Below are 11,985 nucleotides of genomic sequence, written 5' to 3'. Positions count from 1 at the left end.
CGGCCGGTTGCCGTAAAACTACTGAATGGCCCAGAAAACCTACTCAACCTCGCTCGTCCCTCGCGCCGATCTCATCGTCGATTACGCCTTGATCGCGACCGGCATAGGCTCGGCGCTGATCGCGTTGATCTTTCTCATCCTGGCTTGATCAATCGCTAAAATCGCGGCCCGGATGACCTCCGCAGCCTGGTTAGGTCTGTCCAACTGGCGACAAGGTTCAGGCGACCCTAACAGCTTTCCAAACATTTTCGTGAATGCGGCGGTACCGAGCGGCCGTCGCACGGCTTTGGCCAAAATCCGTCAAGTGCAATGCCGCTACGACCGACGGGGATTCACATCTCGCTTGTGTGAATCGGGCATAAGGCATGTAGGTACTTCCGCTCGGCACGAGGGGAGCGCTTTATCGCCACCCCAATCCGGCATCCCAAATACCGACCCAAATCCGAAGAACAATTCCGAGCATGGCGCTGACTGATTCGAACATTCTGAAACTCGCCCCCGACGCGGGAACTCCGGCCTATCGGAGTGCGCCGCACAATATCGAAGCCGAACAGAGTCTGCTGGGCGCGATCCTGGTGAACAACGACGCGTTCTACCGGGTTTCGGACTTCCTTGAGCCGAAGCATTTCTTCGAACCGATCCATCAGGCGATTTACGAGACCGCCAGCAGCCTGATCCGGATGGGAAAGGTTGCGACGCCCGTAACCTTGAAAACCTTCCTGCCTGCCGAGACCGACATTGGCGGCATGACGGTTGGGCAATACCTCGCCCGTGTCGCGGCCGAGGCCACCACCATCATCAACGCGCAGGACTACGGCCGAACGATCTATGACATGTCTCTGCGCCGCGATCTGATTCGGATCGGCGAGGACATGGTCAACGTCGCGTTCGACGCGCCGGTGGATTTTGCCCCGCGCGCGCAGATCGAGGACGCCGAACGCCAGCTCTACGAGCTGGCGGAGTCCGGCCGTTACGACGGCGGCTTCCAGCGTTTCGCGCAGGCGATGAAGACCGCGCTCGATATGGCGGCCAACGCCTATCAGCGCGACGGAAAATTGTCCGGCATTTCAACTGGCCTCCGCGATCTCGACTCCAAGATGGGCGGCCTGCAGCGGTCGGACTTGATCATCGTCGCCGGACGTCCCGGCATGGGCAAGACCGCGCTTGCGACCAACATCGCCTATAACATTGCCGAGGCGTACCAGCCGGAAGTCCAGGCCGACGGCACCATGAAGGCGGTCAATGGCGGAGTTGTCGGCTTCTTCTCCTGCGAAATGTCCGCCGAACAGCTCGCCACCCGTATTCTGGCCGAACAAACCGGCATTGCGTCCAGCATGATCCGCCGCGGCGGGATCAAACAGGACGAATTCGACAGGATCCGCGACTACACCATCAAGCTCGAGCACTTGCCGCTGTTCGTCGACGAAACGGGCGGCCTTTCGATCTCGCAATTGACGGCGCGCGCGCGGCGGCTGAAGCGGCAGAAGGGCCTCGACATCATCGTGGTCGACTACATCCAGCTGCTGCAGGGCTCCGGCAAGAAAGGCAATGACAACCGCGTCCAGGAAGTCACGGAAATCACCACCAGCCTGAAGGCGCTCGCCAAGGAGCTCAATATCCCCGTGATCGCGCTGTCGCAGCTCTCGCGCCAGGTCGAAAGCCGCGACGACAAGCACCCGCAACTGGCCGACTTGCGCGAATCCGGTTCGATCGAACAGGACGCCGACGTCGTGATTTTCGTGTACCGCGAAGAATACTATTTGCAGAACAAAGAACCCAAAATCGGCACACCCGAGCACGAGAAATGGAAGCTCGACATGGAGCTTGCGCACGGCAAGGCCGAGGTCATCATCGCCAAGCAGCGCCACGGCCCGACGGGTACGGTCCAACTGCAATTCGAAGGGCAGTTCACGCGGTTTAGCGATTTCGCCGAAGGGGATAATCTACCCTACCGCGGGCCCTAAGCGCGGTTTCCAGCGAAGCATCGGACCTGATCCGGGGTGCTGCTGGGTTCGCGTGAAGAAAACACGTCAAAACAAGAATCTGGAGCGCGATCGGTTCTGATCAATCAGGACCGACCAGTGCCCCAGTCCCGCCTTCTGCGCGGTTGAACCATGGCGTTCGCCCGCGTAAAATGCGGCATGAACATCGCATCCGACCCCAAATCCATCCCGGCCAGCACCCTTCTCTCGCCCGAGGCGAACCAGGCTGCCGCGCTGGCGAGCGCCACCGGCGTGCTGACCGTCGATCTCGACGCCATCGTCGCCAACTGGCGCAAGCTCGAAAAGACCGCGGTGCCGGCCGAATGCGCCGGCGTGGTGAAAGCGGACGCCTATGGCTGCGGCGCCGAACAGGTTGGGCGCGCGCTGGCCAACGCCGGCTGCAAGACGTTTTTCGTCGCAACCCTCGATGAAGCGCGCGTGCTCCGCGCGGCTCTGCCCACCGCAACAATTTATACGCTCGACGGCTTCTTCCAGAACACCGGCGACGCCTACGCCAAGCTCGATTGCAAGCCCGTGATCGGCGATCTCAACGAACTCGCCGAATGGGACGTGTTCTGCCGCCGCTCCGGCTGGTCCGGGGGGGCGGCCATCCACATCGACACCGGCATGAACCGGCTCGGCCTGACCGTGACCGAGGCGCAGGGTATCATTCCGCGCATCAATGCCGGCGATCACGGCATCACGCTTGTGATGAGCCACCTCGCCTCCGCCGAACTCCTCAACAACCCGCTCAACGCCAAGCAGCTCACGACCTTCCGCGAAATCGCGAGCCTTTTTGCCGGTGTGCCGGCGTCGCTGGCGAATTCTTCCGGCGTGTTCCTAGGCCCCCAGTTCCAGTTCGAACTGGTGCGGCCGGGTGCCGCCGTCTACGGCATCAACCCGACACCGGAAGCCGACAATCCGATGCAGCCGGTCGTCGAATTGAAAGCGCGCATCGTGCAGATCCGCAATCTGGAAAAGGGCGAGACCGTCGGTTATGGCGGCACCTGGACCGCGCGACGGCCGACGCGGGTCGCGATCGTCTCCGCAGGCTATGCCGACGGCTATTTCCGCGCCGCCAGCTCGAATGACGGCAGCCGCGGCGCCGAGGTGGTGGTCGCCGGCAAGCGCTGCCCGATCGCAGGTCGCGTGTCGATGGACCTGATGGCGGTCGATGTCACCGATCTGGAAAAGAACGCCGTACGCCGTGGCCACATGGTGACGCTGATTGGCGAAGGCATCACGGTCGATGAACTCGCCCATCATTTCGGCACCATCGGCTATGAAGTGCTGACCAGCCTCGGCAAGCGTTACGCGCGGATTTACAAGGGCGGCGACGCAAAGGCCGAGCCGCCGTCGGTAACGGCGCCAACACCACCGGCAATCGAACCAGTGCCCGCGACCGCTGAAACCGCCGCCGCGCCAGCCCAGGCCCCGCCTCCTCTGCCGACCTGACAATTCCTGTCAGGCATGAAGATCGCGACCTTCAACATCAACAACGTCAATCGCCGCCTGCCAAACTTGCTGCGCTGGCTGCGTTCGGCAAAACCCGATGTCGTGGCGTTGCAGGAGTTGAAAGCGGCCGACGCCGATTTTCCGGCTGCTGCGATCGAGAAGGCCGGCTATGGCGCGGTGTGGCGCGGCCAGAAGACCTGGAACGGCGTCGCCATCCTGGCGCGCAACGCCGAGCCGGTGCTGACGCGGACCGCCCTGCCCGGCGGCCCCGGGGATAACGAGGCGCGCTACATCGAAGCGGCCGTGAGCGGCATCATCGTCACCAGTCTCTATCTGCCGAACGGCAATCCGCAGCCCGGGCCGAAATTCGACTACAAGCTCGACTGGTTCAAACGGTTGCGCTCGCACGCCGCGAAATTCATCAGGCAGGATATCCCGTGGTGCTGGCCGGCGACTACAATGTCGCGCCGACCGAACTGGATATCTATCCGACCAAATCGTGGGACAAGGACGCGCTGATCCAGCCGAAAAGCCGCGCCGCGTTCAAGGCGCTGACGGCGCAAGGCTGGACCGACGCAATCCGCACCCTGCACCCGTCAAGTCAGATGTTCACGTTCTGGGACTACAAGCGCAACCGCTGGCCGCGCGACGCCGGGCTGCGGCTCGATCATCTGCTGCTGAGCCCGGTGCTGGCGCCGCGCTTGATGAAAGCCGGCGTCGACCGCGCCATTCGCGGCGAGGAAGGCGCCAGCGATCATGCGCCGGCGTGGATCGTGCTGAAGTAGCCGGCGGGAAACAAAAACCGCGAAAACAACCCCATGCAAAGAACGGAACCTCTTGCAGTAGCTGCTGAATTTTCGGCGCAGCATGACGCCGAGGTCGTCCCAAAGCAGCCCGCGGTCGCCGGCATGGCCGCGAAAGCCTTTTGACACGTCGGGCAAATCACCGGCACAGAGCCATCATCCCCCATTCTGCAAACGCCCTCGGCCGACGATCGCCCGCGCATCGCTCGCAATGTCCACTATTCCCTCAACAACGGACCTTTCGCGACGCTGCGGTCATGTCAGCTTTGTGCCAACAGCTGAGACGTGGTCATTGTCATTCGAGTATTTCGTGAGCACGGAATGTCAAAGAGGATGGAAAACAATATTAAGCGATTTTGCCGTCTTGAGATTAGAGACAAATGTGGTGGGTTGCTGAACGGGCAAATCGGCAGGCTTCGGCGCGAAGCGTCCCTATATGAGGGCGTCACGCCGGCTGCAAAAGAGCTCTGTTTTTAGGAGCTGCCAATGTGATTTCGGAAAAAAGGCATTCCAGCCCCGCGAGCCGGGCGTGCGGCAAATGGCTATAAGTTCTCTTGGATGAAATGTGGACTGAGATGTACGTCAAGCTGCACCAACGGCGAATCGCCGATCGCTTTGAAACTGTGAATCTCCCCGGCCTTAATGACAAAGATGTCGCCAGCACGGCCTTCGAAAGTCTTGCCACCGACGGTCCACACTCCGCGACCTTCACGAATGAACTGAATCTCGTCATAAGGATGCCGATGCGGGCCCGGCCCGGAACCCGGCTCCCCGTGGAACAGAAAGACCGACACTCCGGTGTCGCCCTGATCGGCGCCGACAAATTGATGGGTACTGCCGGCACGGGGCAGGTTCTCTTGACGAACGTGATGCATTTCCATTCCTCCTTTGCGATCTGAATAAGCCTTTCGGCAGCAGCGTTTTGAAGGGCCCGCAATTCAGCAGCGTCGATGTCCCTCATCGTAACGCCGTGTTCTGGCGGGTACTGGTTGGCAGATAGGGCGAAGAGCCCACGTCAACAGGCGCTGAAATCGAAAGGGCTCCTTCCGAAGTTTGGCAGGCCCAGACCGAACGTCTACGGCTGAGCCGTCGTGCACGAGTGAAGCCGGGCCCACGAGGGCAGACCCGGTCCCCTTTGGGCCCGCTCCCTCAATGGGCTCGCGGCGTCATGCCGATACCGACCTGCCCGCGAAGACTCGCTTCAGCCGCGGCGCTGCAAAGTCCAGGAAAGCGCGTATTTTGATCGGCAGAAACCGGTCGGCGACATACAAGAGATTGATCGGCACTGCCGGCGGCTGGAATTCATCCAGCACGGTTGTCAAGACTCCTTCCTCTTGCGTAGCCGCGAGTTGATAAGCAAAGGCGATGGAAATTCCGAGGCCGGCGCGGGCCGCGGCATAACCCGCTTCAGAGCTGCCGACGACCAGCCGCGTATTCACCGGCACCGCTATGGTCGTCTTGTCTCTGACGACTGTCCAGATATCGGGTAGCGTAAAACCGGTAAGATTGATGCAATCATGCCCGGCTAAATCTTCCGGCGTGCGAGGCGTTCCGCGAGCGGCCAGATAGGCGGGACTGGCGCAGAACACTCGGCGCGTCATGCCGAGCCGTACTGCAACCAAACTCGAATCCGGCAACTCGCCGATGCGTACCGCGACGTCGATTTGCTCCTGAGCCAGATTCAGCCTCTGATTGGTCGGGATCATTCTAATTTTGATATCCGGATAGGTTTTGAGGAAGTCCGTGATGATCGGCATGAGAATGACGCGCCCAAGGCCCAATGGGGTCGTCACAGTCAGTTCGCCTGTCGGTGACGTGTACTCACCGGACGCCATACGCTCAGCTTCGGTCACATCAGCAAGAATGCGTTTGCAGGCGGCAAGGTAGGAAGTACCTGCGTCCGTTAGTACCAGTTGCCGGTTGGATCGGTTGAAAAGCTTCGCCCGCAGGTAAGACTCGAGCTCCGATACGTTGCGGCTGACTGTTGTGAGTGGCGTTTTCAATCGCCGCGCCGCGGCGGACAAGCTGCCCTGCTCGACCACGGTCAGAAAGGTCGACATAGCTTCTAGGCGATCCATCTGATTTCCTTCCATGATCCGGAAAATATTTGGATTTTGGCACTTCACTCCAAATCGCGAAAGACCCAGTCCGCGTCGAAGCGAGCAGACGTGCCCGTGACCGACCTCCCGCTGTCCGGAAATATGCCTTCCGATTCCACCCCCTATTGAAGCGTTCCCTCATGGTCCATCTCCTTCGATGAGGGTGTGCCAAGCATGGCCTCAGGCACCAACGAGGAGAGTTCAATGACCAAACGGATCGAATCTTACCGCCACGAACTTCTGCATATCGATGACGCCGACTTCGTCGCGTATCGACGCAGGTCGAGTAATGGCGCTTGGCGCACGGTCTCCACGTGGATGTTTCCGCAATCGGCGGCCCGCTGGCGGCCCGCTAGTGCCTAAAACCCGACTGATTGGAAGGTGACATGAAAGACGTTTTGAGCCTCACCGTGTTCGCCGGCAAAGTGCTGTGTCTCGTGATGTTCGTGGCCCGGCCCGAAGTCCGCCAACATTGGCGCAGTTCGGACGCCGGCGAAACCCGCCAATTGCAAAATCGCACGGTCGGGACTGCCGGGATGCGGGCTGACCCTCCTTGCAGCGGTTTCAGCAGCCGATGTTCGGCCGTGCAATGCACATCCGCGCTTCGCTCACTGCTGAAACGACACATCGCGCTCAACGATGCCGAGCGAAAAGATCTCGTTTCCGGAAGTACCGCGACGGTCGAAGTGCCTGGAACAGTTCCGCGCAAACACGAAGGAAAACAGCTGTGGACGAACCGTTCCACAGGCTGCCGCGTAGCGCCAGCCGCAATTGGATGCTCGCCATCGTATGGGCTAGCGTCCTCGATCAAAAGGTTCTGAGAAAATGGTGGTAGCGTTTCTGACAATAGTAAGCGCCGGTATTTTTGCCGTCCATATTCTCGATGCGCTGCTCGGTGGCGCGCAGGACTCCCCGAGACCCGACTCTCATCCGGATTGGAGAACCAGCCCTGATAACGAGCAGGTGTGCGAATGAGACGATCGACGATGCAAGAGTCCTAATCGACGACTTGCGTCTCGATGATTTTGACGGTTTGCGAGAGGAGGGCTTTCTCGGAGTCGCCGAACTCCTGTCGCTTCATGTTTTCGCTGGCGCTGGTGTTCAAGGAGCGGAGCTGGGCCGACGCACGCCCAGCGCCCCCAAGTCCGCTTTGAGTCATTTTTAGAACTCGGCACTCGCAATGGCGATGTCCGATCTAACATCGTGAACGCAAATTGTCAGATCAGCCGCGCTGGTTGGATAAGAGGACTAGTCTACCCGCCGAATTTCTTGTGCAGCATGACGCCGAGAATATTGGAGTAATCGTCGGTCCACAGCGCGCTCGACCGGTCCGGCTGCAACGGCGTCCAGCTTTCGGCAATGCTGCCGGTGGCGGCCGCATCGCGCGCCAGGACGACGAGGCGTGCATTGGCTTTCATCGTGGTCAGCAGATCGCCGGCGCTGGTATCTTCCCGCAGATAGGCGACAAGCCCAAGGGAGTGCGCGACGTTACCCACAACGGGCGCGAGATCGAAGTACCGGTTGGAGATATGCACCACGATCACACCATGCGGCGTGAGCTTTGAAAGATAACCCGCAACCGCTTCGCGCGTCAGCAGATGCACCGGAATCGCATCCGACGAGAATGCATCGAGCACGATCAGATCATAGCGGTCGGTTGATGCCTCCAGCGTCAGGCGCGCGTCGCCGGCGACAATCGGCGCATCGGGGGCGCATTTCGACAGGAACTCGAAGCGACGCGGATCGCGCGCGATCCGGATCACTTCGGGATCGATCTCGAAGAAGGTCCAGCGCTCCCTGCCCTTGCGATGACAGGCCAGCGTGCCGGTACCGAGGCCCACGACGGCCACATGGTCGAGGCTGCCCCGCGCGGCACGGGCAGCGTCAATGGCTTGTGCGTACGGACCGCCCGGATAGTAATAGGTCTGCGGCAAGAGCGGGCCGGTGACCGGCGTGCCATCATCGTTGCGCAACCGCTGCGCGCCGTGAATGGTGGTGCCGTGGTAGAGCAAGCGGGCACTGCCGCCGTTGATCTCCGCGACCTTGTGGACGCCGAAGAAACTGCGCGCGGTTTCGATCGGCGCAATGCCGGGCCGCCACAGGGCGGTCACCGCAAAACTCAGGACCACGAGCCCGACGAAGCGCATCGGCCGTTGCCGCTGAAACAGCATCGCCGCTGCCAGCAGCGCCAGCAGAACCTGGAAAGCCAGTTCAAATGTTGCCGGCGGCTGATAGCGCGTGACGTACCAGACCAGCGCCAGCGCTCCGCTGATCGCAAGCCATGGCAACGCTCCGGTCAGCACCTTGCGGACGCCGCCGGTAAAAATGCCAGGCGTGCACAACAGCGCGAGCGCGATCAGGATCGGATATTCGTAATTGCCATTGAAGATCTGCGGCGCGACGAGCCCCGCAAAGGCGCCACCGATCACCCCGCCAAGGGACGTGCAGAGATAGAACTCCGTCAACCGCCGCGGGCTCGGCCGCCGCGCGTAAAGTTCGCCGTGGCACATCAGCGTCAGCAGCGCGAAGACGACGAGGTTGAGGGCGATGGTCGTCAGCCAGAACACCTTCTCACCGCCGATCAGGCTGACCGCGAGCGGCGCCACCGCGAACGGAACGAAGCGCACCACATTGGCGTGGGCGATCCATGGCCGCTCGCGGAACACGGCGACGAAAGTCAGCAGGTAGATCGCAAGCGGCACCACCCACAGGAATGGTGCGGCGGCGATATCGGTCGTCAGATAGGCAGTGACCGCGATGACGAGCCCCGATGGCACGGCGGCGAGAGCGATCCACCGCATCCGTTCGCCGGTACTGGCGCCGATATCGTCGGAAACCTCGACCTTTGCGGCGACAGGCTTCGCGCGCGACGTCAATACCGCGACCAGGCTCAGGAGCATGGCGAGCAGCGCAAATCCGATCGACCACGCCGCCGCCTGCGTCTTCAACGTGAGAAACGGTTCGATGACAACGGGATAGGCGAACAGTGCCGCGAACGAACCGAGGTTGGACGCGGCGTAGAGAACGTAGGGATTGCCGGCCCGGCTGTGCCCGCTGCCTGCGAACCAGCTTTGCAGCAGCGGCGCGCTGGCCGACAGCGTGAAGAATGGCAGGCCGATCGAGACCGCGAACAGGCCGAACAGCCAGAGCGCCGTCCCATCCGATGGCGGAACACCCCATCCAGGGGCGATCGCGATCGGCAGCATCGTCGCGGTTGCGCCGAGCAGCGCAAGGTGGAACATTGCAGCCCAACGCGGCGCAAGCACGTGGTTCAGCAGATGCGCGTAGGCATAGCCGCTGAGCAGCACGGTCTGGAAAAACACCATCGCCACCGACCACACCGCGGGAGCGCCGCCGAGTTTCGGCAACACCATCTTGGCGAACATCGGCTGGATCGAGAACAACAGCAGCGCCGAGACGAACAGCGTCGCGACATACAGCAGCGGCGTCAGCCGGACCACCATCGCCTGCCGATCGCAGTCGGGCGCAATCCGATCGGAAGCATTGAAAAGCGACATAGTCCCCCTGGCACACCGGCAATTTGTGGTTGCACGGTAGCCAATCAGTCCTGAGCAAAGTCTTAACCCGGTAGCCGGGAATCGCTAACCTGCGCCATGGTAAAGGCCGCCTTGACGGACGCCGCGGCGGAACCCTCGCTCCCAACTAAAATATCGAAAACAACCCCATGCAAAGTAGCCGGTGATCGTCGGCGTGGGGGCTCCGAGAACGCGCGCAAGCACGGCCTCTTCACAAAGGTCGCAACTGCCGAGCGCAAGCGGATTGAGGCCCTTTTGGCCGCTGCACGCAAGATGCTGCAAGAGCTGAAACGATTTCGCGCCGCCGGACCCTGAGTGTCTGACTCAAAATGCGATCAATAAAACAACGCCATGTACGGCACATCGTCGTGCCCGGCCTTGCCGCCTCCGCTAAAGCTTCGGCGAGCCGACCATTCGTGGCCTCGTCGGAGCCTTGGCGGAGACGGGTGCCGGGCATCCACGTCTTGCCTTCCATCAAGCAAGAAAGACGTGGGTGGCCGGGCATAGGCGAGCGGAAGCGACGCCGTCCTACAGACGGCTATGCCCGGCCATGACGAAATAAAGAATCTCTTTCAGACAGGTAGCAGGTAGGAAGGGTCCGAAAATGCGGGCTGCTCTTTCGATCAGGTTCTAAGTTCTGCGTCAGCCCTTTTTCGTGTGACCCCAGATCTGGTCCCAGTCCTCGCCCGCGGCGTCGACGACACGGCCGTCGGCCTCGAAGAACTTGTTCGGGACCTGGAAGATCGCGAGCATCAGCCCGCCCTCTGGGCACCAGGCGACGTGACGGCTGCCCTGCTCGCGCCAGATGTATTCGCCGGCCTTGCATTCGATGCCCTTTGCCGGCCCCTCCTTGTCGACCAGGCTGCCTTCGAGCACGTAGGTCTGCTCGATGTTGACATGCTCGTGGTCGGGCAGCACCGCGCCGGGTTGAAACCGCATCAGCGCGGTCATGAGGCCGGTCTTGCGATCGAACAGCAGCGTCTTGGCTTCGCAACCGGGGAAACGGGTCTTCTGCCACTCCATGTCGGCCGGCCGAACGAGATGCGAATGCGTGTCTGCGGTCTCTGGGCCTTTCGGCGCAACGGCGTCCATGGCGATCCTCCGTCTTGTTGATTTGAGATGATCCTAGAGCCTTTTCCGTTCCGATGAAATCGGAACGGGGCTCTAAATTCTCGATTTGACGCGTTTTCTTGACGCGAACCGGTTGCCCACTTCGCTGGAAAACGCTCTGCCAGCTTTGCCCGCAACCGCCAGCCGGGTGCGGCACGCAGGAAACCCGCATCCTGCCTTGCTGGTGTCCGCCCCCAATTGTAGGATCAACAGACCTGCCACTCCTGCGACGCATGGTGAACGATGGCGGCGCTGCAACATTCGCGTTTCTGCAAGGGCTGCTGGGAGCAGATGCACATGCCCGTGCCGCTCCGCGGGATCATCTCGGTGCCGTTCCGGGCATTTGGCGTTCGCCCGAGCCGAATGAACCCCAACACCTGCACGATCTGCGAGCTGATGTTCACGAAGGTGATGCGAGCGCGCAAGATCACCATCGACGCAACCGTGATGTTTGCCGATCTGCGCGGCTATACCAGCCTGTCCCAGTCGAAATCACCGGAGGCCGTCTCGGGCCTGCTCGACGCGTTCTACGATGAATGTGCGGGCGCGATCTGGGCGCATGAGGGCCTCCTCAACAAGACGATCGGCGACGCCGTCATGGCCGTGTTCAATTTTCCGTTGCGGCGCGACGACCATGTCCGCAATGCCCTGCTTGCGGCGCGCGATATTCAGAACAACTGGCGCGAACGGCGCGACGGTCTTGCGGCCGCGCTCGGCCTGAACGCCGGCGACCTTGGGATTGGTATCGGCATTCACGCCGGCGAACTCAGTTTTGGCGAGTTCGGCCGGTCGCATCGCGACCTCACCGCCATCGGCAACGTCGTCAACACCGCCTCCCGCGCGCAGTCGGTCGCCAAAGCCGACCAGATTCTCGTGACGCAGGAGGTCTATCAGCGCGCCCGGCCGGATTTGCAGGACAGTCATTCGAAGACCTTCCAGCTCAAGGGATTCGATGCCCCGATCGAGCTTTACGCGGCATAGCCCTGCCTCTCTTCCAGAG

At 61.4% G+C, this 11,985-nt stretch carries 9 protein-coding genes and 1 pseudogene; 6 read left to right on the top strand and 4 right to left on the bottom strand.

The window, feature by feature from the left end:
* The first annotated feature begins 25 nt into the window (after nucleotides 1-25).
* From JQ558_RS37880 to JQ558_RS38350, 4 genes and pseudogenes are all read left to right on the top strand, one after another.
* Nucleotides 26-148 carry a hypothetical protein gene (locus JQ558_RS37880; protein ID WP_283813416.1) on the top strand — a complete coding sequence of 41 codons (123 nt, stop codon included), beginning with the start codon at nucleotides 26-28 and terminating at the stop codon, nucleotides 146-148.
* 313 nt (nucleotides 149-461) lie between these two features.
* Nucleotides 462-1,964 carry a replicative DNA helicase gene (locus tag JQ558_RS18245; protein WP_212207978.1) on the top strand — a complete coding sequence of 501 codons (1,503 nt, stop codon included), beginning with the start codon at nucleotides 462-464 and terminating at the stop codon, nucleotides 1,962-1,964.
* Nucleotides 1,965-2,141: 177 nt separating this feature from the next.
* Nucleotides 2,142-3,437, top strand: a complete 1,296-nt coding sequence (gene alr / locus JQ558_RS18240) for an alanine racemase (protein WP_249127704.1) — start codon at nucleotides 2,142-2,144, stop codon at nucleotides 3,435-3,437.
* A 15-nt stretch (nucleotides 3,438-3,452) separates the two neighbouring features.
* Nucleotides 3,453-4,222, top strand: a pseudogene (locus JQ558_RS38350) (exodeoxyribonuclease III).
* A 560-nt stretch (nucleotides 4,223-4,782) separates the two neighbouring features.
* Here the strand turns inward: JQ558_RS38350 and JQ558_RS18230 are convergent.
* Nucleotides 4,783-5,115, bottom strand: coding sequence for a cupin domain-containing protein (locus JQ558_RS18230; protein WP_212294456.1), 333 nt, complete (start codon nucleotides 5,113-5,115; stop codon nucleotides 4,783-4,785).
* Nucleotides 5,116-5,406: 291 nt separating this feature from the next.
* Nucleotides 5,407-6,318, bottom strand: coding sequence for a LysR substrate-binding domain-containing protein (locus JQ558_RS18225; RefSeq protein WP_212294455.1), 912 nt, complete (start codon nucleotides 6,316-6,318; stop codon nucleotides 5,407-5,409).
* A 407-nt stretch (nucleotides 6,319-6,725) separates the two neighbouring features.
* Between JQ558_RS18225 and JQ558_RS18220 the strand changes: the two genes are divergently transcribed.
* Nucleotides 6,726-7,160 carry a hypothetical protein gene (locus tag JQ558_RS18220; RefSeq protein WP_212294454.1) on the top strand — a complete coding sequence of 145 codons (435 nt, stop codon included), beginning with the start codon at nucleotides 6,726-6,728 and terminating at the stop codon, nucleotides 7,158-7,160.
* Between the two features lie 432 nt (nucleotides 7,161-7,592).
* Here the strand turns inward: JQ558_RS18220 and JQ558_RS18215 are convergent, their stop codons facing one another.
* The gene (locus tag JQ558_RS18215; protein ID WP_212294453.1) at nucleotides 7,593-9,857 is read right to left on the bottom strand and encodes a fused MFS/spermidine synthase; all 2,265 of its coding nucleotides are present in this window, start codon (nucleotides 9,855-9,857) and stop codon (nucleotides 7,593-7,595) included.
* A 660-nt stretch (nucleotides 9,858-10,517) separates the two neighbouring features.
* Nucleotides 10,518-10,967, bottom strand: coding sequence for a cupin domain-containing protein (locus tag JQ558_RS18210; RefSeq protein ID WP_212272493.1), 450 nt, complete (start codon nucleotides 10,965-10,967; stop codon nucleotides 10,518-10,520).
* Between the two features lie 270 nt (nucleotides 10,968-11,237).
* On the opposite strand from JQ558_RS18210, the gene JQ558_RS18205 reads away from it, so the two are divergent.
* Nucleotides 11,238-11,966, top strand: a complete 729-nt coding sequence (locus JQ558_RS18205) for an adenylate/guanylate cyclase domain-containing protein (protein ID WP_212294488.1) — start codon at nucleotides 11,238-11,240, stop codon at nucleotides 11,964-11,966.
* The last annotated feature ends 19 nt before the right edge of the window (nucleotides 11,967-11,985 follow it).

Source organism: Bradyrhizobium sp. AUGA SZCCT0160 (genome assembly GCF_018130105.1).
GTDB lineage: Bacteria > Pseudomonadota > Alphaproteobacteria > Rhizobiales > Xanthobacteraceae > Bradyrhizobium.
This window is presented reverse-complemented; position numbering and strand designations above follow the sequence as displayed.

Bases quoted from the DNA above. Each gene is read 5' to 3' on its own strand.
- JQ558_RS18225 (WP_212294455.1), bottom strand. From the start codon at position 6,318: ATGGATCGCCTAGAAGCTATGTCGACCTTTCTGACCGTGGTCGAGCAG.
- JQ558_RS18230 (WP_212294456.1), bottom strand. From the start codon at position 5,115: ATGCATCACGTTCGTCAAGAGAACCTGCCCCGTGCCGGCAGTACCCAT.
- alr (WP_249127704.1), top strand. From the start codon at position 2,142: ATGAACATCGCATCCGACCCCAAATCCATCCCGGCCAGCACCCTTCTC.
- JQ558_RS18210 (WP_212272493.1), bottom strand. From the start codon at position 10,967: ATGGACGCCGTTGCGCCGAAAGGCCCAGAGACCGCAGACACGCATTCG.
- JQ558_RS18215 (WP_212294453.1), bottom strand. From the start codon at position 9,857: ATGTCGCTTTTCAATGCTTCCGATCGGATTGCGCCCGACTGCGATCGG.
- JQ558_RS18220 (WP_212294454.1), top strand. From the start codon at position 6,726: ATGAAAGACGTTTTGAGCCTCACCGTGTTCGCCGGCAAAGTGCTGTGT.
- JQ558_RS18245 (WP_212207978.1), top strand. From the start codon at position 462: ATGGCGCTGACTGATTCGAACATTCTGAAACTCGCCCCCGACGCGGGA.
- JQ558_RS37880 (WP_283813416.1), top strand. From the start codon at position 26: ATGGCCCAGAAAACCTACTCAACCTCGCTCGTCCCTCGCGCCGATCTC.